Here is a 26,277-nt window from a genome sequence, read left to right as displayed (position 1 = left end):
AGCCCCAGTCTATCGCCGGGGAACCCAAGGCAGAAGGCCCGGCAATTCCCAGCCCAGGCTCCACAGACCGCTTGGTTCCCTGCTTGTGACAAGCCGCACAGCCAGGGGCAGGACAGCCACGCCGGTCTCCGCGGCACGGTCCAGCTCGGCCGCATAGGCCGGATCGATCTCCCGGGCCGCGTCGAAGCGATCCACGTCGGTCCGGTGCACGAACAGGACGATGGCCGCCCGGTGGCCCTCGCGCACCATGGCCTGGAGCTCCCGCAGGTGCTTGGTCCCGCGCTCGGTGACCGCATCCGGGAACAGGCCCCAGGGGCCGTCCTTCAGTGTGGTGTTCTTCACCTCGATGAACACCTGGCGGCCTTTGGCGTCCAACGCCAGCACGTCGATGCGGCTGTTCTCGGCCCCGTATCTCACTTCGGTCCGCACGGCGCGCAGACCGGGCAGCCCCGGCAGCGCATCCCGCCGGGCCGCTTCGGCCACCACGCGGTTCGGCATGCCCGTCTCCACGCCCACCCAGCCGCCGGGCCGCTCCACGGCCAGCCAGGTGAACTTCAGCTTGCGGTCCGGGTTGGCCGCAGGCTCCAGCAGCACACGGTCGCCGGGCTCCCAGCAGGTCTTCATGGAACCGGTGTTGGTGGTGTGGGCGGTGACCACCGAGCCATCGGCCAGCCGCACGTCCGCCAGGAACCGCTTGTATCGCTGGATCAGGGTGCCCGGGACCAGGCCGGCCTTCTCGACCAGGATCATGGCCACTGGGCCAGGATGCCGTCCACGGCCTCGGGTAGGTCCGCGGCCACCAGATCGGCGGTGGAGCCATCCACCTCGGCCCCGTAGCCCGTGCGGACCAGGGCCACCCGGCACCCTGCGCGCCGGCCGGCGTCCAGATCGATGGCCTTGTCCCCCACCATCCAGGACTTCGCCAGATCGAGCTCGTGCTCCGCCGCAGCCCTGATCAGCATGCCGGGATTCGGCTTGCGGTCGGGGTGGTCTGCCACGCAGTAGTCACCCTGCCCCTTCTCGTGATGGGGCGAGGCATAGACCGCGTCGATGTGGGCGTTCTCCAGGGCCAACAGCGTCCCCATGCGGCTCATGACAGCGGCGAAATCCTGCCACCCATACTTGCCCCGGCCGATGCCGCTCTGGTTGGAGACCACCACCACGGGGATGCCCCGGGCGTTGAGGCGGGCCACGGCGGCCGCGGCCCCGGGGATCATCACCAGGCGCTCCGGGTCGCTGAGGTAGTCCACCTCTTCGTTGAGGGTTCCGTCGCGATCGAGGAAGACCGCGGGCCTCATTGAATCCACTCCGCCACACACACATCGAACTGGCGGGGACCCCGCGGGTTCCGGCCGCTCACCCAGAGCAGCTTCCTCCCGTCGGGGCTGAAATGGGGGAAGGAGTTGAAGAGGCCGGTCCAGGTGATTCGCTCGAGCCCGGTGCCGTCTAGGTTGACCCGGAACAGATCGAAGCTCCGCCCCCTGCCCTGGTTGTCGTGATGGTTCGTGGCGAAGACAAGGCCCTTGCCGTCCGGGGTGAAGATGGGGGCGAAGGCCGCGCCCGGCAGCTTCGTGACCTGGCGTTTCCCTGTGCCGTCCGCGTTCATCACCCAGATGTCCATCTCCATGGGCTCGACCAGGTGCTGCCTCAGCAGCTCCCGGTACTTCGCCGTGGCGGCCTCGCCCTTGGGGTAGTTCGTGCGCCAGGCGATGAGCTTCGAATCGGGGCTGAACACGCCGCCTCCGTCATAGCCCACCCCGTCCGTCAGGCGCAGCAGGTTCCGCCCGTCGAGATCCGCCCGCCAGAGGTCCACGTCACCGCCCCGCTCGCTGGTGAACACCAGCCACTTGCCGTTGGGTGCGATCGTGGCCTCCGCGTCGTAGCCTGGCGAGGGCAGGAAGGGCCGGGGCTCGCCGCCGGAGGCGGGGACGATGTAGAGGTCGAAGCCCTGGAAGACCGGCCACTGGTACTTGCCGGGCGTGAAGGGAGGGGCCGGCGGGCAGTCCGGCGCGGCGCCGTGGGTGCTGGCGTAGAGGATCCCCCGCCCCCCCGGCAGGAACCAGCCGCAGGTGACCCGGCCCTTCCCCGTGCTCACGCGCTTCTGGTCCGTGCCATCCGCATTCATGGTGTAGAGCTGGTCGCAGGGGTAGCCGTCCCGGGTGCTCTGGAAGACGATCCGCTGCCCGTCGTCCGACCAATAGGCCTCGGCATTGGAGCCGGTCCCCGTGAGCTTCTTCACGTGCCGGAGGTGGACCTCCCGGCTGTCCCTCAGCTCATCCCCGGGCACGGGCCGGGCCTCCGGCGCGGGAGGGGCCGGCTGGGCCCACAGGGCCAGCGGACAGAGGCAGGCAAGCATCAGTCGTTTCATGGTCGCCTTCTTCCAGTCCAAACAGGGACTGGAGCAGGATGCCAGAGATGGCACACTGTTGGGCCGCTCCGAGGTTCCCATATGATCGACAAGCGCATCAGCACCGCCCTGGAAGCCGTGAAGGACATCCCCGACGGGGCCCACCTGGCCGTGGGGGGCTTCGGCCTCTGCGGCATCCCGGAGCACCTCATCGCGGCTCTGGCCCAAACCGGGGCGAAGGGCCTGACCTGCTACTCCAACAATGCCGGGGTGGATGACTTCGGGCTGGGCATCCTCCTCAGGAACCACCAGATCCACAAGATGGTCAGCAGCTACGTGGGGGAAAACGCCGAGTTCGCCCGGCAGTTCCTCAGCGGCGAGCTGGAGGTCGAGCTGGTGCCACAGGGCACGCTGGCCGAGCGCATGCGGGCCGGCGGCGCGGGTATCCCGGCCTTCTTCACGCCCACCGGGGCAGGCACGAAGGTGGCTGAAGGCAAGGAGATCCGCAGGTTCAACGGCCGGGAATGCGTGCTGGAGGCGGGCATCTTCGCGGATTTCGCCCTGGTGAAGGCCTGGAAGGCCGATCGCCTCGGCAACCTCGTGTTCCGCAAGACCGCCCGGAACTTCAACCCCATGGCCGCCACCTGCGGAAAGGTCTGCATCGCGGAGGTCGAGGAGATCGTCGAGGTCGGGGAACTCGATCCCGACGCCATCCACACACCGGGCATCTTCGTCCATCGGTTGGTGCTGGGAACGGCCTATGAGAAGCGCATCGAGAAGGTGGTGACCCGGATCAGTCCATCGGAAGGTTGAGCCGGAGGATGGACCCCTGGGCGGTGGGCAGGAGCTCGACGGCGCCTCCATAGGCGGTCATGAGCTGGGCGCAGGACGGCAGCCCCGTGCCCGGTCGCCGGCCTGGATCCGGGTCCGGATCCTCAGGCCGCAACCCCGAGAAGGGCTCGAAGGCCCGCTCGATGAGCTCCGGGGAGATGGGACCGCCATCGTCCTCCAGCTCCAGCCGGAAATGCCGCTTCCCGCCCCAGGACCGCAGCTGGATCCTGCTCGAAGCACCTCCCAGCGCATGGGAGACGAGGTGCCCCAGCAACTCGGAGAAATCCGTCGAGACGCCGAAGATCAGGTCCCGCGGGGCCTGCAGGTTGACCTCCACCGGAAGTTCGGGGACCAGGGTCCCATCGGCCTGGAGGATCTCCAGTTCCTGGCGCAGCAGGTCATGCAGGTGGATCCATTCCGGGGCGCTCGCCTCGACCTGGCCCGCCCGCCGGAGCAGGGCGCGCACCAGATCGTCCACTTGGGCGATGGCCTGCCGGATGGACTCCATGGACTGGTGGCAGACCTCCCGTTCTTCGGACGGCCCCACATCGGTCCGCTCCATGTAGACGGACAGGGTGTGGCTCTCGTCCTTCAGGGTCCGGACCGGCAGCTGGAGGCGCTGGGCCATCTGCAGGAAGAGGCCGCCCAGGGCGGTCTTCCGATCCTGGGCGCCCAGGGCGCGCTGGGCGTCCTTGAGGGCCACATAGGTGGACTCGAGCCCCTCATAGCTGGTGCCGAGGGCGCGGCTGGTCTCGTCCAGGTGGGCGATGAGTTCGGCGTTCTCCAGGCTCACCTGCAGGATCCCGGCGTACAGGGCCGCCAGCTCCATCTCGAAGGGCTGGAAGGCCTGCCCGGCGCGATCCGCGGCGAGGAAGCCCCACAGGCTGTCCTCGCCGGAGCGGCTGCGCAGGGGCAGCAGCAGCGCCTGGGCCCTCGGGTCCCATAGACCCAGGTCGATCCCCTGCTCCCAGACCGCGGTCTGGCGGAGATCCGTGTTCATCAGGACCACACCCCTCGGGAGGGAATCCACGCCAGTGGCCAAGGGCTGCTCTCGGGGCAGGACCGGAGTCTCCACGAAGCCCTCGGCCTCCCAGGCGCGCCCCTGGAAATAGGCCCCGCTCGAGTGGAGGCGATAGGCCCTCAGGTGGCCGAGCCCCAGTTCCTCCCGCAGCTGGCCGAGCACCCGCGACAGGATCTCCTCCGAGTCCCGGACCGGGATGGTGTCCTTGCTGAGGGCCAGCAGCCTTGAGAGATGGTGGCTGCGTTGCTCAAGCGCGGCCTGGACCTCCAGGAGCTTCCGGTTGCCCTCCTGGGCCTCCCGGAGCTGGGCCTCAAGGTGTTCGACCACCTGGTGCGTGAACTGGCGCAGGGCCGCCCCCTCCCGCCCCTGCTCGAGCCGGTCCCGGTGGCCCCCCAGGTAGGATTCCACCTGGCCCACGAACAGGAAGGGATCGATGGGCTTGGAGATGAAGCCGTCGCAGCCCGTCACCAGGGCCGTCTCCCGGTCGCTGCGCATGGTCTTGGCAGTGAGCGCCACGATCAGGACGCCGTCCATGGCCGGGTTCTGGCGGAGCTTGGTGGCCACCTCGAATCCGGAGAGGCCCGGGAGGTTGATGTCCAGCAGGATGAGGGCGGGCTTCAACTGCACCGCCAGCTCGTAGCCCTTGAGGCCATCCTCGGCCCAGTGCATCTCGAACCCGGCCTGCGACAGGAGGCGCTGGACCAGCCGCCAGTTCATGGCGTTGTCCTCGATGCAGAGGATCTTCTGGGCTCCGCCGCTCATGCCGCACTCCCGGGGGCGAGGGGCATGTCCACCAGGAAGACGCTGCCTTCGCCCTTTTTGCTGGTGGCGCGGATGCGCCCGTTCATGAGCCCCATGAACCGCTGGCTGATGGCGAGGCCCAGTCCGGTGCCGCCGAAGCGTCGGGAGATGCTTCCGTCCACCTGCTGGAACGGCTTGAACAGGCGGCCCAGGTCCTCCTCGGTCATGCCGATGCCTGTATCCTCGATGCGGACCACGAAGCGGCCCTCGATGGTTTCGGCGGAGATGCGCACGGAACCCCCCTCCGTGAACTTGATGGCGTTGCCCACGAGGTTCGTGAAGACCTGCCGGAGCCGGTCGGGATCGCCCATGACCCGGACCGGAGCGTCGGGCCGCTGGTATTCGAGCTGGATGGCCCGGTCCTGGACGAGCCCCGTGGCCATGGCCTTCACTTCATCCAGCAGCGCCACGGGATCGACCTCCTCGAGCTCCAGGTCCATCTTGCCCGCCTCGATCTTCGAGAGGTCAAGGATCGAGTCGATGAGCCCCAGGAGCGACCGCCCGTTCTGGTAGATGATCTGGAGATCCTCCTTCGCCTCCTCCCCCAAGCGCCCGTCGGGATCCTGCATGAGCATGCCCGAGAAGCCGATGATGGAATTCAGGGGGGTCCGCAGCTCGTGGCTCACGTTGGCCAGGAACTCGTCCTTCAGGCGGTCCACCTCCTTCAGCTTCTGGTAGCTGGTGAGCAGGCTGTCGTTCAGTTCCCGCAGCTCCTGGGTCTTCTCCTGGACCTTTTCCTCCAGGGTGCTGGCCCAGGCCCTGAGCTCCACCCGACTCTGCTCGAGGCCGCGGGTGCGCTCCTGGACGAGCTGCTCGAGGTTGGCCCGGATCTCCTCGAGCTCCCAGATGGTCTCCATGAGCTGGCGGGTGCGCTCCTGGACCCGGTACTCCAGCAGGCGGTTCTGCCGCTCGATCTCGTCCCGGGATACCCGCAGCTTGTCGGTCATCACCTCGAAGGAATGCCCCAGGTCCTGGATCTCGTCCCGGGTGTAGACCTTCACGGAGACGGTCTCCAGGTGGCCCTGGGCCACCTTCTGGGCGGCCTCCGTGAGCTGGATGACCGGCCGGAGGTATCGGTTGGAGAGGAAGACCGCCACGCCGATGCCCAGCACGAGGGTCACCAGGCCCACGGCCAGGCTGGCGCGGATGTTCTCGCGGACGGCCCGCTGCGTGCCCTCCGTGGTGAAACCGATGACCAGGGTGCCCACCTGATCGGCCCTGGGCTCCTCGTAGAAGACCGGGGCCACCGCCACCAGCATGCTGCTTTCCCGGCGGGTGTAGGTGTGCGAGATGCCGTCCCGCAGAACCTGCCCGGTGGCCCACTCCGGGGTGGTGGGGGTGCTGTCCAGGGCCTCCCCGTTGGCGCCATAGACAGCGCTGAAACGGAAGGAGGGGATGTTCTGGACCCCCTGGAGCACCTTGGCGATGTCCCGGGTGTTGCCCGTGCTCACCGCCGGACCCAGGGCATAGCTGGCCGTCTCGGCAACCTGGCGTGCGCTCAGTTCAGCCTGGGTGCGGATCTGCTGTTCCACCCACCGCGGGTAATACAGCAGGTTGAAGGCGATGAACGAGAGGACCAGGATGCTGATGACAGCGCTCAGCTTGGTCTTGATGGACAGGCGATACATGCAGGGGGGCCCTGGGAAGCGGCTTCCAGCCTAGCAGGTAGCCGGGTCACAGCTTGAAGAGGTTCACTTCCCGGTTGAGCATGTGGACCTGGACGCCCAGCTGCTCCACGGCCCCGCTGGAGGCTCCGATGGCATGCTCGCTCTCCACGGCCTTGCCCAGCACCCGGTTCATGGTCTCCTTCAGGGACAGCACGTGGCTCTCCTGCCGGGCCAGGATCTCGTGGAGGCTGCTGGCCAGGGCCCGGACCTGCTCGGTGGCCCGCGCGATCTCGTCGCTGCCCGCGCTCTGTTCCCGGGTGGAGTCGCGGACCACGCTGGTGGCCTGCTGGACGTTCATGGCCAGCGACAGGATGTGGTTGCTGGTCTGCTGCTGCTCTGCGATGACCGAGCGGATGGTCTCCACCTGGTGGTGGATGTTGCGGTTGGCCTCGTGGATGAGGCTGGCCTGGCCGCCCTGCTGGAGGGTCTCGCTGAGGATGCTCTCCACCACCCGGTCCATCCCCCCCACCGATTCGAGGATCGCCTGGAGAGCCTCTTCGCTCTGCCCCATGGATTCGGCCCCGTCCCGCACCGCGTCGATGCCCAGTTCCACCTGCTGATAGGCCTTCCGGATCTCGGCCTGGAGCATCCCGATGATCTGCTGGATCTCCTGGGTGGAGCGCCCGGTCTGCTCGGCGAGCTGCTTGATCTCGTCGGCCACCACCGAGAAGCCCCTGGCCTGCCCGTCGCCGGCCGTCCCGCTCTGCGAGGCGATGATGGCGGCATTCAGGGCCAGCAGGTTCGTCTGCTGGGCGTGATCGCCGATGTAGTCCAGGATCTTGGCGATGTCGGTGCCCAGCTGGAGGAGGGTGCGGGTGGTGGCGTGGAAATCCTGCACGACCCGGTCGATCACCTGGATCTTGTCCCGATTCCGGGCCACCAGCTCCATGCCCCTGGCGACGGTGTGGATCACGTTCTTGGCGTAGCGTTGGGCGATCTTCACGTTGTCGTCGATGGCAGAGGTGCTCTGCTCCAGGTTCTCCGCGAACTCCCGGGTGTGCTCGGCGTGGTCGGCCAGGTGGTCCACGTTCTTGCCCACGTTCTTGATGGCCACGTCGAAGTCCCGGATCGCGGAGGTGATGCCCTCCACCACCATCAGCAGCTCATCCATGCTCTGGTTGATCTGCTGCACGCTGGCGGCCATCTGCACAATTGTCGTGTTGGTGTTCTCGGAGGCCAGGCTCAGCTCCATGGAACTCGCGCTGATGCTGATCGAGGTGTCCGTCAGCTCGTTGATCTCCTCGTGGAAGGACTCGATGAGCTCACGCTGGCCGTGACTGGACTGGCGGACGCCGTCGGCGGATTCCCGGATGGCGCTGGAGGCCTTGGCCAGGTCCCGGCTGGCGGCGCGGATCTGGACTACCATTCCACGCAGGCTCCCCACCATGAGGCCGAAGCCCTGCGCCAGGGAGGCCACCTCGTCATCGCTGTAGACCGCCTCGAGGGTATCGATGCGCCCTTCCCCGACCCGCTTGGCATTCCGGCTCAGCAGCAGCAGGGGCTGCTGCACGTCGCGCAGGATCAGCTGGATGAAGTAGATCAGGAAGCCCCCGGCCAGGAACAGGATGGCGAGGCTGGGCCGCAGCGCCTTCCAGATGGCGTCGGCATACTCCGCCTCGGGGATCACCGCCCGCAGCTGGGAGCCATCCGGAAGCGCCTGCATCACGACGATGTCGCCGGCCCCCCGGGCCTGGAGGCGGGAACCCAGGAGCCCCCCGCCCTTGCTCACGGGCAGCTGGAGCGAGATGCCGCCGCCCGCGCCCAGCTTCAGGGTTCCCATGAAGGCGTCGAGGTCCTCCTGGGTGGTGTTCATCTCCTGCACGAAGGCCACGGAGTCCGCCAGGTTGGCGAGTTCATTCCGGGCATAGCTCGTGACTTTGGTCCGGATGGAGGACTGGAGGGTGAGCCCCGACACCAGGATGGAGAGCATCAGCACGCCGCCGGTCATGGCCAGGATGCCGAAGCCGAACTTGGCCCGCAGGCTGGTGGAGAACCGGGTCTGCGATTCGATGAACCCCGGCTGGGCGGCCAGGAACCGGTACACCTTCATCAGGTTCTGCTTGGTCAGGAAGTACTGGCTGATGGCCGCCAGGGAGGCCAGCACCAGGAATACGGCCACCGTGACCGAGCTCACCAGGGTGCTCTGGCCCAGGTAGAGCTTCACCCAGACGTAGGTTCCCGCGCTCAGGCAGGCCCCCAGGTAGAAGAACAGCAGGGAGGAGGTCTGCGGGAAGCGGGTCAGGGACCGGTAGAGGTCCGGCCCGAGGGGCCCGCCGGCCAGGGCCCGGCCCAGGCGCTGGATCTGGAGCGTGGAGGCCCCGGCCGCCAGCCCCAGCAGGCCCAGCGCGACGGCCATCCCCCGCAGGGAGAGGTGGAAATCCGGCGGCGCCGCGAAAAGGAACAACAGGAAGCCCACCAGGAAGGCGGAGAGCCACACGAGAACCGTGCCCGTCCTGAGGCGAGTGAGCACCAACGCCAGGATGTCCGGGTCCACCGGGGCGGGCGCCTCAGCCCTGAGCTCAGGCCGGGGTCCAGAGATGGAATCGGGCTGCACCATATTCGCGTGTTTCGGCCAGAGTCCAGCCGTCCTGTAATTCCAGCCGGGTATGCCGGTCCGTCTCGAACACCAGAACCCCCCCGGTGGCAGTCCAGGACCGCAACCGCGGTGCCAGGCGGGCCCAAAGGGCTCCGGCCTGATCATAGGGCGGATCGAGGAACACCACAGCCTGAGGGCCGAACGTGTCCCCCGGAAGGCGCTGGAGATCCGTACGCATCGTATTGATCCCCGTGCCGTTGGCATTCCGGATCAGGCAGGACCAACCGGGCTCGGAGGCCTCCACGCAGGTGACCGGCCCATAGCCCCGGGAGTGGGCTTCGAGCCCGACCGCCCCGGTCCCCGCACAGAGGTCGAGGAAGGGACCGGACGGCCAGCGCTGGAGGATGGAGAACAGGGCCTCCCGGGCCCGGTCCGAGGTCGGCCGCACCCGCAGATCCCCCGGGGGAGGCGCCGTGAGCCGGCGTCCCTTCAGGGTCCCGGCGATGATCCGCATCGCCGGAGGGTCAGTAGGCCCAGCGGAGGAGCGTCGAACCCCAGGTGAAGCCGGCTCCGAACGCGGACAGCACCACCAGGTCGCCCTTCTCCACGCGCTTCGCCTCCACCGCCTGGTGCAGCGCCGTGGGGATGGTGGCGGTGGTGGTGTTGGCGTAGCGGTCGATGTTCACCATCATGCGGGCGGGATCCAGCTCCAGTCGCTTGGCGGCGGCATCCATGATGCGGATGTTGGCCTGGTGGGGCACGAAGAGCTTGAGCTCATCGCCGCGGAAGCCGTTGCGGTCCATGAGCAGCTTGCTGTTGTCGGCCATCTCGCGCACCGCGTTCTTGAACACCTCGCTGCCGGCCTGGTGGATGTAGTGCTCCTTGGCCGCCACGGTCTCCGCGGTGGCGGGCTTCAGCGAGCCGCCGGCGGGCATAAAGAGGAAGCAGCCACCGGAGCCGTCCACCTTGTGCTCGAAGTCGAGGATGCCGAGGCCGTCCTCCACCCGCTCCACGATCGCCGCGCCGGCGCCATCGCCGAACAGCACGGAGGTGGCCCGGTCCTCGAGGTTGATGATGGTGGACATGATGTCCACGCCCACCACGCCGACCCGGCGGACACCACCGGCGGCCACGAGGCTGGCGGCGGTCGTCAGGGCGTAGAGGAAGCCGGAGCAGGCGGCGTTCAGATCGAAGCCGAAGGCATTGCTGGCACCCACCATGTCCTGGATGCGGCAGGCCGTGGCCGGGAACAGGGTGTCGGGGGTCACGGTGGTCACCAGGATCAAATCCAGTTCTGAAGCCTTGATGCCCCGGTTGTCCAAGGCCATCTGCAGGGCGGGCGCCCCGAGCTGGGAGGCGCCGGTGCCCGGCTCGACCCATCGGCGCTCCCGGATGCCCGTGCGGGTCCGGATCCACTCGTCGTTGGTCTCCATGATCTTGGAAAGGTCGTCGTTGGTGACCACCTTGGGGGGAAAACATTGCCCAGTGGCAGTGATTCCGACGGGGGCGCTAAGGCGACGATTCAAGGGGGCCTCCGGGCACGAAACCCTCATCATCGCATGGTCGGCCCAGCACGTCAGCGACCCTTGCGGAGGCGGTGCAGCAGCGCCAGGAGCCGATCCGGATCCAGCACCGGCAGGGCCTCGCCTTCCACCTGGCAGCAGCCCGCCAGGATGGCAGCCCAGGGGTCTCCCTCCTCCGGGTCGCCCCAGCCGTCCTCGGGGGCCTCCACGGTGCCGGTCAGCCCATCGAGGGGAAGGCCGAGCCGGGGCCGCAGGACGGCCATGGCCACCGCCGGGTCCAGCCGGGCCGGACAGCCCTCGATGGCCGTCCAGTCCAGGACCGGAAGGAATTCCCCCTGGTGGAGCACCACCCCCTGGATGCCCGGAGGGCCGCCAGGGACGGGGGTCACCGGGGCGAAGGCCACCACCTCCCGGAGGTCGGCCACCGGGAGCAGGAGGTCCCGCCCGGCCGCCCGGGCGCGGAGGAGGAGGGAAGTCTCAGGCACCGGCCACCCGCTGCATGAGGGACACCATGGCCAGGCCCATCACGGCTTCCGGATCCAGGACCCACAGGATGCCCTCCTCCTGGAGGCTGCCCCCCATGATCCCCGGTGCGTGGGCCAGTTCCGGCAGGCTCCGGAGCAGGAGCTCCGTGCGGCCCACGACCTCGTCCACCCCCAGGGCGAGCTCCAGGCCGGCATCCACAGCGGTGCCCTGCTGGCGGAGCACCACGAGGAGGCGCTGGCCCCCGGCCGGCTCGGGCAGCCCAAGGCTGGCCTGAAGCGATTCCATGGGCAGGTCCTCTCCCAGCACCTCGACGTGGCTGCCGCCATGCAGAGCCACGGGGCTGGCCTGGATGCGGAGCACATGGCTCAGGGGAAGGCCGAAGGCCTGCTGGCCGCAGCGGACCTTCAGGCAGCCGACCACTGCCCGGGACAGCGGAAGGCTCAGCCGCACCAGACTGCCCCGGCGGGGCTCGCTGGAAATCTGGATCTCACCCCCCATGCCCTCGACTTCGGAACGGACCACGTCCATGCCCACGCCCCGGCCGGAGATTTGGGAGGCCCGCTCCTGGGTGGAGAAGCCGGGCTCGAGGGTCAGCCGGTGCAGGTCCTCGGCGGTGTGGACCTGCCCTTCCCGAAGCAGCCCCAGGGCGATGCCGCGGGCCTCGATACGGCCCAAGTCAAAGCCGCGTCCGTCGTCCCGGATGTCGAACCGGAGGTTCCGGCCCCGCTGCGAGGCGGAGATCTTCAGCGAACCCGTCTCGGTCTTGCCCTGGGCCACGCGCTCCGCCGGGCTTTCGAGCCCGTGGTCGAGGGCGTTCCGGACCAGGTGGAGGAAGGGCTCCATCAACCGTCCCAGCAGGCTCCGCTCCAGCTCGAGGTCCCCGCCCTGGAAGGAGAGGCGCACAGGCTTACCCATGTCCCGGCTGAGGGCCTTCACCATGGGCTCGATCCGCTGGAACAGGCTTTCAACCTTCACCATGCGCATCTGGAGCAGCGACTTCTGGACCTCCAGCAGCCCGGTCTCGATCTCGCCCATCATGGCCATGGAGCTGTCCATGCCCGGATCCTGGATGCGCCGGAGGGCCTGGCTGGCGGAATCCCGCACCTGGGCCACGGCCATGAGGCGGGCCTCCAGGGCATCCACCCGCTGGGCCGGAAGCCGCAGGATCTCGGCATCCTGAGAGGCCGCAGCGGAAGCCGGGAGCCGGGGTGATTTGAGGACCGGAGGTGGCGCCAGCGGGCCGGGATCCGCCCTCAGACTGGCCGGGATCCGCTCTGGATCCGCCAGAGCCGTCACCTCCACGGCCTCCGCCGGCAGGACCCCCAGGCTCTGGACATCCAGGGCCGGAGCCGCGATCAGCAGCAGGAAGCAGAGCCCATCCTTATCTTCGGCCGCCTCCAGGGGCAAGGTGGAGATGAGCTCCCCCTGGGCGCCCGCTGCCTCGCTGAGGGCCCGCAGCCGGTCGTCGAAGGTCCCGAGATCCAGGCAGACCCGGACTCCATGGATCGGGATTCCCGCCAGGAGCACCGCCGTCACCCGGGTCCGCTCGTAATCCGAAAGGGTCTTCAGGACCTCGGGGGAGAGGTCCAGCAGCGAGGAGAGGTCCAGGACCGCGCCTTCGGTGGGCCGGGCCAGCGCTTCCAGCTCGCCCAGCCGCCGTCGGAGGGCATGCAGGTAGTCCTCTGGTTCCGGCTGCCCGCGCCGGAGGTCGGCCAGGCCGGATTCCAGGGCCTGGATACCGGACTCGAGCGTCTCGATGAGCGAATCCGTGGAGCGCAGGCGGCCCTGGCGCATCAGGTCGAAGATGTCCTCCATGCGGTGGGCGGCCTGGCTGAACCGGGGGAAGCCCAGCATCCCCGCCATGCCCTTGAGGGTGTGGGTGGCACGGAAGAGGGCGTTCACCGAAGCCTGGGTCACGTGCGGGGGCTGGGGCGTCTTCAGTGTCGCCAGCCGCTGCCGGGCCTGCACGAACAGGTCCTCGCACTCGGCCCAGACGTCGTCGAAGGATGAATCCAAGGGAACTCCCAGTCTCTGAGACATCGGCAGGAGGGTCCGGAGTCTGGAGTCTGGACGGCTTGCCGGACCCATCAGATCCGCAGCCCGAAGGGCTCGCCGTCTCCATATCCTCCGGCCATCTGACGATCCGATCCTCAGCGACGCCCTTCAAGCCGCTTAAACTGTCTCGATGCGCACCCTCGCCGTCCTCCCCTCCCGCTTCCAGGCCTCCCGGTTTCCGGGGAAGCCCCTGGCGCTGATCGCCGGGAGGCCCATGATCCAGTGGGTCTTCGAGGCAGCCCGACGGGCAGAGGGCGTGGATCGGGTGGTGGTGGCCACGGATGACGACCGCATCGCCAGCACGGTGAAGGGCTTCGGCGGCGAGGCCGTGATGACCGACCCCGCCCTGCCCTCGGGGACGGACCGCACTGCCGCCGCTCTGGAGGCCCTCGGGGAGACCTTCGACTGCGTCCTGAACATCCAGGGCGACGAGCCCGCCATGCACCCGGAGACAGTCGCCGCCGTGGTGGCCCTCATGCGCGACCAGCCGGACCTGCCCATGGGCACGGCCGCCTGCCCCTTCGCCCACGCGGACGAGCTGTTCAACCCCAATGCCGTGAAGGTGGTGGTGGACGACCGCCAGCGGGCCCTCTACTTCAGCCGCAGCCCCATCCCCTACCTGCGGCACAGTTCGATCTTCGAATCCGACTTCCGCCCCTGGATGAAGCCGGAGCAGCTCTCCCACTTCAAGCGCCACCTGGGGCTCTACGCCTACCGGCCGGAGACGCTCAAGGCTTTCACCCGGCTGGCGCCCCACCCCCTGGAGCAGCTGGAGATGCTGGAGCAGCTCCGGGCCCTGGCCGCGGGCATCCCCATCGGGGTGGCCTCCACCCCCTTCCTGAGCCTGGGGGTGGACGTGCCCGCCGACGTGGCCGCGGCGGAGGCCCTCCTGCGGGAACGCGGGCTGGCGCGGTAGACTCGACACGCGGTCAACGCCCGTTCCTTGCCAGGAGAATCTTGTGAGCCACCACAAAGTCATCGTGATTGGTACCGGTCCCGCGGGCTACACCGCTGCGCTGTATGCCTCGCGCGCCAACCTCGCGCCGCTGGTCTTCGAAGGCGTCCAGCCCGGCGGCCAGCTCACCATCACCACGGAGGTGGAGAACTTCCCGGGCTTCCGCCAGGGCATCGCCGGACCGGCCCTCATGGACGAGATGCGCGAGCAGGTGCTCCGCTTCGGCACCATCATCAGGTCGGAGACCGTGCTCAAGGCCGATCTCCAGGCCCGCCCCTTCAAGCTCACCACGGACAAGGGCGAGTACACCGCCGACGCCGTGATCATCGCCACGGGCGCCTCGGCCAAGTGGCTGGGCATCGGCAAGGACGAGCAGCTCTCCCGCACCGGTGGCGGCGTGAGCGCCTGTGCCACCTGTGATGGCTTCTTCTTCCGCGGCAAGGAGATCGCCGTGGTGGGCGGCGGGGACACGGCCATCGAGGAGGCCACCTTCCTCACCAAGTTCGCCACCAAGGTCCACCTCATCCACCGCCGGGACAAGCTCCGCGCCTCCAAGGCCATGCAGGACCGGGCCCTCAAGAACGAGAAGATCCAGCCGCTCTGGAACAAGACCGTGCTGGACGTGGTCACCGCCACCCACGAGACGCCCATGGGCGAGAAGGTGGAGAAGATCCGCGCGCTGAAGCTGAAGGACACCGTGGACGGCAGCGAGTCCGAGCTGCCGGTGGAGGGGCTCTTCGTGGCCATCGGCCACCAGCCCAACACCGGGCTCTTCGCTGGCCAGCTGCCCATGGACGAGACGGGGTACCTCGAGGTCGAGAAGGGCTCCAGCCGCACGTCCATCCCGGGTGTCTTCGCCTGTGGCGACGTCCAGGATCACGTCTATCGCCAGGCCATCACGGCCGCGGGGAGCGGCTGCATGGCCGCCATCGACGCCGAGCGCTGGCTGGCGGAACAGGGTCTTGCCGAATGACGAGCGCCTGGTGAATGAGCAGCATCTCGAACCCCTGAAGCGGCATCCGGAGGGCCGTGCGCTCCGGGCGGAAGTGGATCTGGGCCGCATCGCGCGCAACCTGGGCCGGGTCCGGACCGCTTCGGGGGGGCGCGGGATCTGGGCGGTGGTGAAGGCCAACGCCTACGGCCACGGGGCCGTGCCGGTGAGCCGGGCCCTGGAGGAGGCCGGCGTCCACGGGCTGGCCGTGTCCAGCCTGGAGGAGGGCCTGGAGCTCCGGCGGGGCGGCATCGAGTGTCCCGTCCTCGTGCTGGGTGGCCTGCGGCCCGAGGCCCTGCCCGCCGCCAGCGCCGAGAACCTCACCATCGCCGTGGTGGGACCCGAGCACCTGGACGACTACGCCCGGGCCCTCCCGCGGCACCCCGTCCGGCTCCACCTGAAGCTGGACACGGGCATGGGCCGGTTCGGCCTGCTGCCCTCGGAACTGGGGGAACACCTCCTGCAACTCCAGCGGCTGGCGCCCTGGATCGAAGGCGCCATGGGGCACTTCGCCACGGCGGACGATCCGGATCCCGGCTTCGCGCAGCGCCAGCGTGGCGTCTTCGACGCCTGCCTCGCGCAGCTCGCGGACGGAGGCATCCGCCCAGAGCAGCGCCACCACGGGAACAGCGACGCCTGCCTGCGCGGCATGCTGGGCCAGGACACCCATGTACGCCCGGGCCTGGCCCTGTATGGCCTGACCATGCTGGCCGAAGGCCGTGCCCTCGGCCTGGAGCCTGCCCTGGAGCTGGTGGCCGAAGTGGCCCGCGTGAAGGCCATGCCGGCGGGCACCACCGTGGGCTATGGCCGCACGTTCGTGGCGCCCCACCCACTGCAGATCGCCACCCTGGCCTGCGGCTATGCGGACGGCTACCGCCGCGACCTCGGCAACAAGGCCGTGGTGGGCTTCCAGGGCCGCACCTTCCCCGTGGTGGGGCGCATCTCCATGGACTACCTCACGGTGGCGCTGCCCCTGGATGTGCACCTGGCCATCGGGGATCCCATGACCCTCTACAGCGGGAATCCCGATGCCGCCCACAGCCTCGAGCGCCTGGCCCAGCTCCTCGGCACCATCCCCTACGAGCTGACCTGCGCGCTCCACCGCCGGATCACCCGCCGCTTCACGCCCTGACGGGCCCTCCTAGCGCCGGAAGCTGAAGAGATCTCCCAGGCCGCGCAGGGTCAAGGTCAGGTCGATGCGGTCCTCCCGGCCACCGGACACGAGGTTCGTGTTCAGGGCCACGTGGGTGTACTTCAGGACGTAGGCCACACAGGGCTCCACGTAGGCCAAAGCCACCTGGCTGGAGGCGAAGCCGCTCTGGTGGAAGTCATAGTTGGCACTGAACTCCAGGCGGAGGCGGTCATCCCAGATCCGCTGGACCCCGCCCACCTGCAGCCCCTTCTGGCGCACCAGGAAGCGGTTGATGCCCGTGGAGAAGTAGGCCAGGTTGAAGGTGTTCCCGCTCTTCCCCTTCACGTCCATGCTCAGGGCGTTGTCGGAGCCGCCGGCACCCAGGTCCGAAGAACGGCGGAGGCTGATCCGGAGCCGCTCGTCGGGCTCCACGTCCAGATCCGTGTCCACGCTCGACCAGCCCTTCTTGTAGCGGCCGTCGCTGAGGATGATGGGCGAGGCGTGGTACCGGGTGGCGATTCGGAGGCGGGCCAGGTCCGCGAACCCCGCCCCGGAGCCCGGGCGCCCGAGGATGTGCTGCTTGAGGCCCACCTCGAAGCTCCGCTCGCCCGAGGCGCTCTCGTTGACACCGGGGAAGGAGTCCACCGTGTCGAAGCGCGGCAGGGCACCCGCCTCGCCGTACAGGCTGGTCTGGGTCCAGCCGAAATAGGGCTCGGCCACGTGCTTGAGCTCGCCCTTGTAGCCGAGGATCGAGACATCCTTGAAGGTCCTGCCCACCTGGGGACCGGACAGGCGCAGATGCGCCGACGCCAGGTAGCGGGAGGCCGCGGCGCCGTCCACCTGGAAGGGGCTGGTGGCTGGGTTCACCGCCGTGTCCGTGGCGCCGCCTTCCGGATCGAATACCGGGGAACTGAGGCTCGAGCTGTAGTGGGTCGCGCGCCCCATGGCCTCGAAGTCGGCCCGGAACGGCCCCCACTGCCCCAGGCGGCCGTGCAGGCGGGTGTTGGCGTCCTGCCGGTCCCAGGCATAGGTCTGGCCCGGAGCCGCGGTGTTGCCTTCGATGCGGTAGGCGAAGCGCCCCAGCCGCACCCCGCCATCGAGGTACAGGGGGCCCAGCAGCGGGATGGGGAAGAAGCGGAATTCCGCCTGCGGAAGCGTCTGCCGCCGGAGGGAGGCCGGGAAATCCGGGCTGTAGAAGGGATCCCCCTGGTCCTTGGTATAGAAGAAGCTGCGCTGCTCGGCCGCCGAGAGGCTGAGGTTCCCGAACGTGTACGTGCGGCCCAGGTAGAGCGCGGAATCGAAGCTGGTGGTGCCCAGGTAGCCCAGGCCCTTGCCGAAATCCGCGTCCACCAGGATGTCTGAGGCCTGGTTCACGTCCGCCGTGAGCTGCCAGCCGTCCTCCCGCTGCCACACCTCCTTGAGCGAGTAGCGGTAGCGGCGCGTGTCGAGGCTCTGCTGGTGGATGGACTGGCCGGAAAAGCTGCCCTGGTGGGTCAGGTCCGGCCGCCAGCGCACCTCGCCGCCCCAGAGGACGCCCTCTTTGGTGAAGTACTCCGGCGAGAGGGTGGCATCGGCCGAGTCACCCAGAGTCTGGTAATAGGAAAGCCCGAAGGTCGTGCCGAAGGAGCTGGACATCCCAAGTTTCGGGGGAAGCAGGCCGGAAGTCCGTTCCGCCTGCGCCGGATAGAGGGCGTAGGGCACGTAGTAGATCGGGACCGCTCCCAGCAGCACCCGGGCGTTCCACATGCTCGCGAAGCCATCCAGGTCCACCTTCAGGGAGGAGAGGCGGGCCTTCCAGCCGGGCCGCTCCTCCGGGCATGGGCTCAGTTCCACAGCGTCGAAGGCCCAGGTCCGGAGCGTGGTGAAGGCCACATGGCTGGAGCGCAGGGTCCAGTTCGGAGGCAGGTCCATCTGGAGGGCCCAGGCTTCGCCCGAGCGGCGCTCCCAGTTCATCTGCAGGCGCTCGCCGCGGAGCCTGAGGCCCGGCCCCTCCAGGCGGATGTGGCCTTCGGCCACCAGGCGGCCGTCCGGGATGCGGTACTCGATGCGGTCCGCCAGGAGCAGCAGGCCCTCGGACTGGATGGCGCCCCGCTCCAGGATCCAGACGTCGCCGCGCTCGTAGACGCCCTCACCCCGGTAGTCGAAGGGCACCCGGGACAGCCCCGGCCCCCGTTCCACCCGGAAGGGGCGGAGGGGCAACCATTCCGCCGGCGTGGGCGCCTCCAGTGGAGCCGGCTGCGGGATATCGGGCAGCCCCTGGGCCGCCAGCAGCGCAGGCAGGCATCCCAACATCAGGCCTCGGGTCCTCCCGGGGATGGCCATGGGCGATCAGTGATGATGCGGCAGCAGCCGCGCGCTGACGAGGAAGATGCCGACGCCGCTGAGGAGCGCCACCGTGCTGCGCAGGCCCGACACCTTCTGCACCTCGGGCAGCAGGTCCGAGCTGGCCACGTAGAGCGCCAGGCCCGCCGTGAGCCCCAGGACCGGTCCGGTGGGGAGACCCAGCAGGGACTGCCCCGCCGCCCCCACCAGGGCCGCCAGGGCCAGGGTCGCGGCGGCCATGAGGGCGCCCCGGTTCCCGAAGCCCCGCACCAGGAAGATCGAGGCGATGGTGCCGCCCTCGGGGATGCGATGGAACAGGATCCCCAGCACCACCAGGGGTCCCAGGTTGCTGTGGGTGGCGAGGGCCGCGGCAATGGCCACGCCGTCCATGAGGCTGTGCAGGGAGAGGCCCACCAGGGCCAGCACCCCGCTGAGGGGGGAGCCATCCTTGTGGGTCTCTTCGCCGTAGTGGAAGTGGAGCGTGATGCCGTGCTCCATGACGTGGACCAGCAGATAGCCCGCGAGGACCCACATGGCGTTGCTTTCCCCGCCAGGGGCCTCCATGCATTCCGGGATGATGCGGACCAGGGTGACGGAGAGCAGGTAGCCCGCCGCCACGCCTGAAAGCAGACGCATGAACTGCGCCCGTCCCTGGAGGAACCGGACCACGCCCCAGCCGCCCAGAAGGGTGGCCAGGGACGCGAGGGGGGCCAGCCAGTAGATGGACATGATCCGCTACTCGGCCTTGGGCTTCTTGGCGCGGGAAGCCTTGGGCTTGGGAGCGGCCTTGGGGGCGGATTTGGCCGCGGCCTCCGGAGTGTCATCCGCCTTGGCCTTCGCCTTCGGGGCGGCCTTCTTCCTGGCGGGGGCTTCAGCCTTGGGCTCCGGAACCAGGACCGGTTCGGGTGCTGCGGGGGTCACGGACTCCGTCGAAGAAGCGACCTTCGCCCGGGGCGTGCGCTTGGGCTTGGCGGGCGCTCCCGCGGGTTCGGGGGAAGTCGGCGCGGCGCCGCCGATCTTCGGCCGGGGGCTGGGTGTCAGCAGGCTCGCCACCAGGTCCGCCGTGACCTTGGGGGGCTCAGGCTGGGCCTCGTACTGGGGCTTGGGTCGTGCCGCGGGTTCGGTGGGTTCATCCGCGGAGGTGACCGTGGTCTCGCCATTCCGCTCGGCGCCGCCCTTGCGACGGCGACGGCGACGCTTGCGCTTGGCGCCGTCACCCTTACTGTCATCCGCACCGGCCTCGGCACCCTCCTCCTCTTCCTCGTCCTCGGGCTTGGCGCTCTCGAAGAGGGCGCGCAGACGCTCCCGCTCGTCCAGGGCCGCCCGCTGGAGGTCCCGGCGGTCGTATTTGAAGGCTTCCTTCTTGGGTTCCTTTGGGCCATCACCGTGGACGCCCAGGGCCTTGTCGAAGGAGATGGGGCTGTCCCCGCCCAGGACCACGGTCTCGTCCTCGGGGGCGCCCTTCTCGCGATGGGGCCTGGGCGCGGGCTTCTCAGCCGGCGCTTCTTCGGCCCGCTCGATCTCCGCGGACATCTCACCGTAGGACATGGACCAGTCGGCCATGACGATGACCTTCGCGTCGCTCTGCTCCTCCATCAGGGAGAGGTCGCGACGCTTCTGGTTCAGCAGGGCCGTGGCGATGGCCGGGGCGAGCTTCACGCGGATCTCGCCGATGCCGCCCTTGGCCAGGATGCCCTGGAGGCGGCGCACCACGGACAGCACCAGGGCCTCCATGGTCTTCACCTTGCCGGTGCCGGCGCAGGTGGGGCAGGGCTCGTGGTTCACGTGCTGCAGGCTGGGCCGGATGCGCTGGCGGGTCATGACCAGCACACCGAAGCGGTTGATCTTCCCCACCTCCATGCGGGCCTTGTCTGCCTTCAGGCAGTCCACCAGGCGGTCCTGCACGGAACGGATGTGGGACTCGCGCTTCATGTCGATGAAGTCGATGGCGATGAGGCCGGCCAGGTCGCGCAGGCGCAGCTGGCGGGCCACTTCCTCCGCGGCTTCCATGTTGGTCTTGAAGGCCATGTCCTCCACGCCGTCGCCGGAGGTCTTGCCGCTGTTCACATCGATGGCCACCAGGGCCTCGGTCTGATCCAGGGCCAAGGCGCCACCGCTGGGCAGGGGCACCTTGCGGCCGTAGATGCGGTCGATCTGCTCTTCCAGCTGGAAACGGGAGAAGAGGGGCTTCTTGCCGGTGTAGTGCTTCAGCACATCGAGGTGCTGGGGCATCGTGCGCTTGAAGAAGGACTGGGCGGCATGGAAGGTGTCCAGGTCGTCGATCTGGACTTCCTCGACGTCGGCGCTGAAGGTGTCGCGCAGGGTGCGGGTGACGACGTCGTCCTCCTGCCAGACCAGGCCGGGCCCCTGGCGGTGCTTGTAGCGGTTCAGCACCTCCTTGTAGGTGTCCAGCAGGTACTCCAGGTCGCGCTGGAAGTCCTCGCGGGTGACCCCCAGGCTGGCGGTGCGGACGATCACGCCGATGTCCTCGGGGATCTCCAGGGTGTCGATGAGCTGCTTGAAGTGGCGGCGCTCGTCCGTGCCCTCGATCTTGCGGCTGATGCCGTTCACGGGGTTGCCGGGGGTGATGACCAGGTAGCGGCCCGCCAGGCTGATCTGGCCGGTCATCATGGCGCCCTTGGAGCCCAGCTCCTCCCGCACGGCCTGCACCAGGATCTCCTGGTCGCGCTGGAGCACGTCCTGGATCCGGCCCCGGCGACCCTCACCCAGGTCGCGGGGCAGCTCGCCGAGGGGCAGGAACCCGTTCTTCTGGCCGCCGAAATGCACGAAGGCCGCCTGGAGGCTGGTATCCGCCCGCACGACCTTGGCCTTGTACAGGTTGCCCTTGATCTTCTCGTTGTGGAGGAACTCGACGTCGTAATCGAACAGCACGCCGTCGATCAGGGTGGCCACGCGGATCTCTTCCGGATCGGTGGCATTGATCATCATGATTTTCTTGGGGTTCAAGGATTCTCCTGTGATTCCCGGGCTGCGGCTAGCGCAGGGCCTGCACGGCAGCCTTTGGGATGGATGGCGGGATGGGAGGTCGGGAAACCGAAGGGGGCCCTGCCCTGGCTTCGGCCACCCGGGATGGAAAAAAGGGATGGTCGCGATCCCTGGGGGCAAAGGGCGATGCCTCGATCTGCCCACAGGATCTTCAATCATTAAACCCACTTATTCCCGGGGGGGCAAGCAAAGAGCGCCAGGAGACTTCGAGGACAGGATCGGGCGAAGTTACACGGATGTCACAACCAGACCCCGAGGCGTTCACTCCTGGTCACCAGGCTTGAAAGCATCTGAGGGAGACATCCATGAAGATCCGATTCCTGGCCCAGACCATCCTGGCTGGCCTGCTTGTGACCGCGGCCGCCCAGGCCCAGACCGTGACCGTCATGGGCTCCACCGCCCTCGGCCCGATCGTCAAGAAAGCGGCCGAGGACTACATGAAGGCACACCCCGGCGTCCAGATCGCCGTCAGCGGCGGCGGGTCCATGACCGGCCTGAACCAGGTGACCAGCGGCGGCTGCCACATCGGCATCTCCGATGTCTACGCCACCCCCGAGCAGGACAAGGCCGGGGTGAAGAACCACAACATCGTGGTCCAGCCCTTCACCCTCATCGCCCACCCCGGTGTCGGCGTGACCAACCTCACCGCCCAGCAGGCCGAGCAGATCTTCACCGGGAAGATCGGCAACTGGCAGGAGGTCGGCGGGAAGAACCAGAAGATCGTCCGCGTGATCCGCCCCGAGTCCTCCGGTACCCGCGCCGTCCAGAAGAAGACGATCCTGCACGACCAGGAATTCAGCAAGGACGTGCTGATCCAGGATTCCACCGGCGCCGTGGTCACCTCCGTCGCCACCACGCCCGGCGCCGTCTCCTTCGTGGAACTCGAGCACCTCGAGAAGAACAAGGCGCGGATCACCGGCATCGCCTACAACGGCGTCGTCTGCTCCAACGAATCGGTGAAGTCCGGGAAGTACCCCGTCTTCTCCTTCGGCCACGCCTACACCAATCCCGCCAAGCTGGGCGATCCCAAGGTGAAGCAGGCCGTCGAGGGCTTCCTGGCCTACATCCTGAGTTCCGGGTTCCAGCAGAACGTGCTCAAGGCCGGCTACCTGCCCGTGGACTACGTGAAGTCCCTCAAGACCAAGCTCTGATGACCGTCGGATCCACCCTTGCCCACCCGGCTGACCTCCAGCCGGGTGGTTCGCGGAAAGCCGGCCCCATGCCCGACGCGCCCGAGACTTCCCTCATCGCCGTCCCCAGCGGGGGCGGCCTTCCCGTGGAACCCGCGGTCGAGAGCCTCCCCCCGGCCACCGGGACACCAGTCTTCCAGCACAGCCCCTTCCACCGGCTGGCCGACCGCTGGGCCCACCTGGCCTTCCTGGCCTGCAGCCTGCTCGTGGTCGGCCTCATCGGCGGCATCCTCTTCTTCCTGGCCTCCCGGGGGCTGGCTGCCTTCTGGCCGGCGGCAGCCCATACCGGACGGGCCCTCAGCCTCTCCGAGGTCTTCCTGTCCACGGACTGGGCGCCCTCCTCGGACCGCTTCGGCATCCTGCCCTTCATCGCCGGCTCCCTGGGCGTCACCGGGCTGGCCCTCCTCCTCGCCGCCCCCGCCGGCATCCTCACGGGCGTCTTCATCGCCAAGATGGCTCCGGCCTGGATGCGGAACCTCATGCGCCAGGTCATGGACCTGCTGGTGGGCATCCCCTCCGTGGTCTACGGCATCTTCGGACTCACGGTCGTGCTGCCCCTCGTGAGCCGCACCTGGCTCGCGGACGCCCCGGCCTCGGGCTTCGCCGTGTCCGCCGTGATCCTGGCCGTCATGATCGTGCCCACCATCGTCAGCCTGTCCACCGACGCCTTCGAGTCCCTGCCGGCCAGCCTCGACGAAGGGGCCCAGGCCCTGGGCTCCAGCCGCTGGCAGGCCATCTGGCACGTCCTCATCCCCGCCGCCCGCCCCCGCCTGCTCACCGCCGCGGTGCTGGGCCTGGGCCGGGCCATCGGCGAGGCCATGGCCGTGCAGATGGTCATCGGCAACAACCCCCAGTGGATCGCCCTCATGCGGGAATCCACGGACCGGGCCCCCTTCCTGCGCGCCCTGTTCACGCCGGCCGCCACCCTCACCACCGAGCTGGTCCAGGAGCTTCCGAATACCGCGGCCGGCTCGACCTGGAACAACGTCCTCTTCGCCATGGGCCTGCTGCTCTACCTGCTGACCATGGTCCTGATCATGGCCACCCGGCGGCTGGGCCGCGGGAAGGAGGCCTGATGGGCGCCGCACCGACCTTCCGCCGCTCCCGGTCCTCGAAGTTCGTCGACCGCCTGATGCGCGGTGTCCTCTGGGGCATCGCGATCCTGTTCGTGCTCGTCCTGATCGTCTTCGTGGGCGCCATCCTCAAGCAGGGCTGGCCGGTCCTGAACCTGGGCTTCCTCACGAAGATGCCCGAGACGCTGGACGCGGGCGGCGGCATCAAGCCCCAGATCTTCAATTCGCTCTACCTGGTGGTGCTCTCCCTGGGCATCTCCCTGCCCGTGGGCCTGGGCGCCGGCATCTACATGGCCGCCTACGCAGGCCAGGGCCGGGCTCTGCGCTTCCTGCGGCTCTCCATCGAGACCCTCGCGGCCACGCCCTCCATCGTGCTGGCCCTCTTCGGCATGATCGTCTTCGTGCAGGCCATGGGCTGGAGCTTCTCCATCCGCTCCGGCGCCCTCACCCTGGCCCTCCTGAACATCCCCGTGATCACCCGCGTCACCGAGGTGAGCCTGCTGGCCGTCCCCCGGGAACTGAAGGAGGCCAGCTACGGACTGGGCGCGACCAAACTCCAGACCATCCTCAAGGTGGCCCTGCCCTATGCCGCCACGGGCATCCTCACGGGCCTGGTGCTCACCGCGGGCCGCGCCTTCGGCGAGAGCGCCATCCTCGTCTTCACCGCGGGGACGAACGCCAGCGCCCAGTTCCCGGACTTCCGCCTGACCGTGCCCGGCGAGACCCTCTCCGTTCACCTCTGGTACGTCACCTCGGACGGCACCCTGCCCGATGCCCGGGAGATCGCGGCCGGCACCGCCGCCGTGATGATCCTGGTCCTGCTCTCCCTGAACCTGCTGGTCCGCCTGGTGGACCGCGCCATCCGACGACGGACCCGCTGATGCTCACTCCCACCCTTCCCGAAACCAAGCCCATCAAGCTCTCGGTTCGCAACATGGCCTTCAGCTATGGTGAGAAGAAGGTTCTCGACGGGCTCTCCCTGGATATCCACGCCGAGCGCGTGACCGCCATCATCGGCCCCAGCGGCTGCGGGAAGAGCACTTTCCTCAAGTGCTTCAACCGCATCCACGAAGTCTCCAGCGCCGTGAAGGTCAGCGGTGACATGCAGATCGACGGGGTGGACATCTACCAGGGCGGCATCGACGAGGTGGACCTCCGCCGGCGCGTCGGCATGGTCTTCCAGAAGCCGAACCCCTTCCCCAAGTCCATCTACGAGAACGTGGCCTTCGGACCGCGCCTCTTCGGCGTCAACGACCGCCCCACCCTGGACGGCCTCGTGGAGGACGCGCTGCGCAAGGCCGCGCTGTGGGAGGAAGTGAAGGACCGCCTCAAGGAGAGCGCCACCGGCATGAGCGGCGGCCAGCAGCAGCGGCTCTGCATCGCCCGGGCCCTGGCGGTGAACCCGGAGGTGCTGCTCATGGACGAGCCCTGCTCGGCCCTGGATCCCATCGCCACCGCCAAGATCGAGGATCTCATCACCGAGCTGAAGGAGAATCTCACCATCGTGATCGTCACCCACAACATGCAGCAGGCGGCGCGAGTCAGCGACTACACGGCCTTCTTCTGGCTGGGCAAGCTGGTGGAGATGGACCTCACCGAGCGCATCTTCACCACGCCGAGGGTGCAAATGACGGAAGACTACATCACGGGGAGGTTCGGCTGATGCGGCTGTTCGACACAGAACTCAAGGAGCTCCGGGAAGGCATCATGGCCATGGCCGGGGTGGCGGAGCAGATGATCGAGCTCACCATCCAGGCCCTGGCGGAACCCTCCCCGGCCAAAGCCGAGCAGGTGAACCAGCTCGATCGCACCATGGACGAATGGGAGCTGAAGCTGGACCAGCAGTGCATCGACCTCCTTGCCCTCCGGTCCCCGGCGGCCACGGATCTCCGGCGCATCGCCTCGAGCCTCAAGATCATCCCCGAGCTGGAGCGCATCGGCGACCACTGCTGCAACATCGCCCGCCGGGTGGCGACGGTCCATCCGCCGATCCTGGCGGGGAACGACCTGGAGCGCCTGGGCACGGAGACCCGGAGCATGGTCCGCCGGGCGGTGGATGCCTTCGTGGGCAGCGACGCGGCCCTGGCGCAGGCCGTGATCCTCAGCGACGACAGCGTGGATGCCCTCTACGGGAAGATCTACCGCGACCTGCTGCGCACCATGCTGGCGGATCCCCTTTGCATCGAGCGCGCCAGCCACCTCATCCTGGTCATCAAGAACTGGGAGCGCATCGCGGACGAGGCCACCAACATCGCCGAAGAGGTGCTCTTCATCCTCGAGGGCCACAGTGCCAAGCACCCCTACCTTCGCGGCAATTCCGTAGAATAAGGGCAAAGGATCC

22 protein-coding genes are annotated in these 26,277 nt (G+C 68.5%); 9 read left to right on the top strand and 13 right to left on the bottom strand.

The features are described 5' to 3' along the window. Positions 1–9: 9 nt before the first annotated feature. The 3 genes from sfsA to QSJ30_RS05035 are packed head-to-tail and all read right to left on the bottom strand — an operon-like array spanning position 10 to position 2,368. Positions 10–750 carry a DNA/RNA nuclease SfsA gene (gene sfsA, locus QSJ30_RS05045; protein ID WP_285607053.1) on the bottom strand — a complete coding sequence of 247 codons (741 nt, stop codon included), beginning with the start codon at positions 748–750 and terminating at the stop codon, positions 10–12. Then, entirely contained in the window at positions 747–1,298 is a 552-nt protein-coding gene (locus tag QSJ30_RS05040) for a D-glycero-alpha-D-manno-heptose-1,7-bisphosphate 7-phosphatase (protein WP_285607051.1), read from the bottom strand. Before QSJ30_RS05040 ends, sfsA begins: the two co-directional genes overlap by 4 nt. Further along, positions 1,295–2,368, bottom strand: coding sequence for a TolB family protein (locus QSJ30_RS05035; protein ID WP_285607049.1), 1,074 nt, complete (start codon positions 2,366–2,368; stop codon positions 1,295–1,297). The genes QSJ30_RS05040 and QSJ30_RS05035 overlap by 4 nt, the downstream gene beginning before the upstream one ends. 81 nt (positions 2,369–2,449) lie before the next feature. On the opposite strand from QSJ30_RS05035, the gene QSJ30_RS05030 reads away from it, so the two are divergent. Beyond that, the gene (locus QSJ30_RS05030) at positions 2,450–3,160 is read left to right on the top strand and encodes a CoA transferase subunit A (RefSeq protein WP_285607047.1); all 711 of its coding nucleotides are present in this window, start codon (positions 2,450–2,452) and stop codon (positions 3,158–3,160) included. On the opposite strand, the gene QSJ30_RS05025 is transcribed toward QSJ30_RS05030, so the two are convergent. From QSJ30_RS05025 to QSJ30_RS04995, 7 genes are read right to left on the bottom strand one after another with little or no spacing between them, the layout of a single operon-like run. Next, complete coding sequence (locus QSJ30_RS05025) at positions 3,141–4,961, bottom strand: response regulator (RefSeq protein ID WP_285607045.1); 1,821 nt, start codon at positions 4,959–4,961, stop codon at positions 3,141–3,143. The two genes, QSJ30_RS05030 and QSJ30_RS05025, sit on opposite strands and share 20 nt — an antisense overlap. After that, entirely contained in the window at positions 4,958–6,628 is a 1,671-nt protein-coding gene (locus QSJ30_RS05020) for a sensor histidine kinase (RefSeq protein WP_285607043.1), read from the bottom strand. The genes QSJ30_RS05025 and QSJ30_RS05020 overlap by 4 nt, the downstream gene beginning before the upstream one ends. A gap of 46 nt (positions 6,629–6,674) precedes the next feature. Further along, on the bottom strand, positions 6,675–9,161 hold the full coding sequence (locus tag QSJ30_RS05015; RefSeq protein WP_285607041.1) for a methyl-accepting chemotaxis protein: 2,487 nt from the start codon (positions 9,159–9,161) through the stop codon (positions 6,675–6,677). A gap of 25 nt (positions 9,162–9,186) precedes the next feature. Next, positions 9,187–9,717, bottom strand: coding sequence for an RsmD family RNA methyltransferase (locus QSJ30_RS05010; RefSeq protein ID WP_285607039.1), 531 nt, complete (start codon positions 9,715–9,717; stop codon positions 9,187–9,189). Between the two features lie 10 nt (positions 9,718–9,727). Beyond that, complete coding sequence (locus QSJ30_RS05005) at positions 9,728–10,729, bottom strand: beta-ketoacyl-ACP synthase III (RefSeq protein WP_285607037.1); 1,002 nt, start codon at positions 10,727–10,729, stop codon at positions 9,728–9,730. A gap of 50 nt (positions 10,730–10,779) precedes the next feature. Further along, complete coding sequence (locus QSJ30_RS05000) at positions 10,780–11,211, bottom strand: chemotaxis protein CheW (RefSeq protein ID WP_285607036.1); 432 nt, start codon at positions 11,209–11,211, stop codon at positions 10,780–10,782. Beyond that, positions 11,204–13,228, bottom strand: a complete 2,025-nt coding sequence (locus tag QSJ30_RS04995) for a chemotaxis protein CheA (protein WP_285607035.1) — start codon at positions 13,226–13,228, stop codon at positions 11,204–11,206. The genes QSJ30_RS05000 and QSJ30_RS04995 overlap by 8 nt, the downstream gene beginning before the upstream one ends. A 169-nt stretch (positions 13,229–13,397) precedes the next feature. Between QSJ30_RS04995 and kdsB the strand changes: the two genes are divergently transcribed. Genes kdsB through alr form a run of 3 tightly spaced genes read left to right on the top strand, consistent with a single transcriptional unit; the run spans position 13,398 to position 16,345 of the window. Further along, positions 13,398–14,183, top strand: a complete 786-nt coding sequence (gene kdsB, locus QSJ30_RS04990; RefSeq protein WP_285607034.1) for a 3-deoxy-manno-octulosonate cytidylyltransferase — start codon at positions 13,398–13,400, stop codon at positions 14,181–14,183. Between the two features lie 43 nt (positions 14,184–14,226). Next, complete coding sequence (trxB, locus tag QSJ30_RS04985) at positions 14,227–15,195, top strand: thioredoxin-disulfide reductase (protein WP_285607032.1); 969 nt, start codon at positions 14,227–14,229, stop codon at positions 15,193–15,195. 10 nt (positions 15,196–15,205) lie between these two features. Further along, positions 15,206–16,345 carry an alanine racemase gene (gene alr, locus QSJ30_RS04980; RefSeq protein WP_285607030.1) on the top strand — a complete coding sequence of 380 codons (1,140 nt, stop codon included), beginning with the start codon at positions 15,206–15,208 and terminating at the stop codon, positions 16,343–16,345. Between the two features lie 9 nt (positions 16,346–16,354). Here the strand turns inward: alr and QSJ30_RS04975 are convergent, their stop codons facing one another. Genes QSJ30_RS04975 through QSJ30_RS04965 form a run of 3 tightly spaced genes read right to left on the bottom strand, consistent with a single transcriptional unit; the run spans position 16,355 to position 21,634 of the window. Next, positions 16,355–18,637 carry an LPS-assembly protein LptD gene (locus tag QSJ30_RS04975; RefSeq protein ID WP_285607028.1) on the bottom strand — a complete coding sequence of 761 codons (2,283 nt, stop codon included), beginning with the start codon at positions 18,635–18,637 and terminating at the stop codon, positions 16,355–16,357. Between the two features lie 36 nt (positions 18,638–18,673). After that, the gene (locus tag QSJ30_RS04970) at positions 18,674–19,396 is read right to left on the bottom strand and encodes a ZIP family metal transporter (RefSeq protein ID WP_285607026.1); all 723 of its coding nucleotides are present in this window, start codon (positions 19,394–19,396) and stop codon (positions 18,674–18,676) included. Positions 19,397–19,402: 6 nt separating this feature from the next. Further along, positions 19,403–21,634 carry an Rne/Rng family ribonuclease gene (locus tag QSJ30_RS04965; protein ID WP_285607024.1) on the bottom strand — a complete coding sequence of 744 codons (2,232 nt, stop codon included), beginning with the start codon at positions 21,632–21,634 and terminating at the stop codon, positions 19,403–19,405. A 344-nt stretch (positions 21,635–21,978) separates the two neighbouring features. Here QSJ30_RS04965 and QSJ30_RS04960 point away from each other — a divergent pair, with 344 nt between their 5' ends. Genes QSJ30_RS04960 through phoU form a run of 5 tightly spaced genes read left to right on the top strand, consistent with a single transcriptional unit; the run spans position 21,979 to position 26,264 of the window. Continuing rightward, positions 21,979–22,824, top strand: coding sequence for a phosphate ABC transporter substrate-binding protein (locus QSJ30_RS04960; RefSeq protein WP_285607022.1), 846 nt, complete (start codon positions 21,979–21,981; stop codon positions 22,822–22,824). Further along, positions 22,824–23,939, top strand: coding sequence for a phosphate ABC transporter permease subunit PstC (pstC, locus tag QSJ30_RS04955; protein WP_285607020.1), 1,116 nt, complete (start codon positions 22,824–22,826; stop codon positions 23,937–23,939). The genes QSJ30_RS04960 and pstC overlap by 1 nt, the downstream gene beginning before the upstream one ends. Continuing rightward, on the top strand, positions 23,939–24,817 hold the full coding sequence (pstA, locus tag QSJ30_RS04950) for a phosphate ABC transporter permease PstA (RefSeq protein ID WP_285607018.1): 879 nt from the start codon (positions 23,939–23,941) through the stop codon (positions 24,815–24,817). The genes pstC and pstA overlap by 1 nt, the downstream gene beginning before the upstream one ends. After that, positions 24,817–25,599: a phosphate ABC transporter ATP-binding protein PstB gene (pstB, locus tag QSJ30_RS04945; protein ID WP_285607016.1), complete on the top strand. Its 783-nt coding sequence runs from the start codon at positions 24,817–24,819 to the stop codon at positions 25,597–25,599. The genes pstA and pstB overlap by 1 nt, the downstream gene beginning before the upstream one ends. Beyond that, the gene (phoU, locus tag QSJ30_RS04940; protein ID WP_285607014.1) at positions 25,599–26,264 is read left to right on the top strand and encodes a phosphate signaling complex protein PhoU; all 666 of its coding nucleotides are present in this window, start codon (positions 25,599–25,601) and stop codon (positions 26,262–26,264) included. The genes pstB and phoU overlap by 1 nt, the downstream gene beginning before the upstream one ends. The last annotated feature ends 13 nt before the right edge of the window (positions 26,265–26,277 follow it).

This window comes from Geothrix edaphica, assembly GCF_030268045.1.
Classification (GTDB): Bacteria; Acidobacteriota; Holophagae; order Holophagales; family Holophagaceae; genus Geothrix; species Geothrix edaphica.
Note: the sequence above shows the minus strand (reverse complement) of the source record. Positions and strands in the feature narration are given on the sequence as shown.

Coding starts and splice junctions, on each gene's coding strand:
- sfsA (WP_285607053.1), bottom strand. CDS start 750: ATGATCCTGGTCGAGAAGGCCGGCCTGGTCCCGGGCACCCTGATCCAG.
- QSJ30_RS05040 (WP_285607051.1), bottom strand. CDS start 1,298: ATGAGGCCCGCGGTCTTCCTCGATCGCGACGGAACCCTCAACGAAGAG.
- QSJ30_RS05035 (WP_285607049.1), bottom strand. CDS start 2,368: ATGAAACGACTGATGCTTGCCTGCCTCTGTCCGCTGGCCCTGTGGGCC.
- QSJ30_RS05030 (WP_285607047.1), top strand. CDS start 2,450: ATGATCGACAAGCGCATCAGCACCGCCCTGGAAGCCGTGAAGGACATC.
- QSJ30_RS05025 (WP_285607045.1), bottom strand. CDS start 4,961: ATGAGCGGCGGAGCCCAGAAGATCCTCTGCATCGAGGACAACGCCATG.
- QSJ30_RS05020 (WP_285607043.1), bottom strand. CDS start 6,628: ATGTATCGCCTGTCCATCAAGACCAAGCTGAGCGCTGTCATCAGCATC.
- QSJ30_RS05010 (WP_285607039.1), bottom strand. CDS start 9,717: ATGCGGATCATCGCCGGGACCCTGAAGGGACGCCGGCTCACGGCGCCT.
- kdsB (WP_285607034.1), top strand. CDS start 13,398: ATGCGCACCCTCGCCGTCCTCCCCTCCCGCTTCCAGGCCTCCCGGTTT.
- QSJ30_RS04975 (WP_285607028.1), bottom strand. CDS start 18,637: ATGTTGGGATGCCTGCCTGCGCTGCTGGCGGCCCAGGGGCTGCCCGAT.
- QSJ30_RS04970 (WP_285607026.1), bottom strand. CDS start 19,396: ATGTCCATCTACTGGCTGGCCCCCCTCGCGTCCCTGGCCACCCTTCTG.
- QSJ30_RS04960 (WP_285607022.1), top strand. CDS start 21,979: ATGAAGATCCGATTCCTGGCCCAGACCATCCTGGCTGGCCTGCTTGTG.
- pstC (WP_285607020.1), top strand. CDS start 22,824: ATGACCGTCGGATCCACCCTTGCCCACCCGGCTGACCTCCAGCCGGGT.
- pstA (WP_285607018.1), top strand. CDS start 23,939: ATGGGCGCCGCACCGACCTTCCGCCGCTCCCGGTCCTCGAAGTTCGTC.
- pstB (WP_285607016.1), top strand. CDS start 24,817: ATGCTCACTCCCACCCTTCCCGAAACCAAGCCCATCAAGCTCTCGGTT.
- phoU (WP_285607014.1), top strand. CDS start 25,599: ATGCGGCTGTTCGACACAGAACTCAAGGAGCTCCGGGAAGGCATCATG.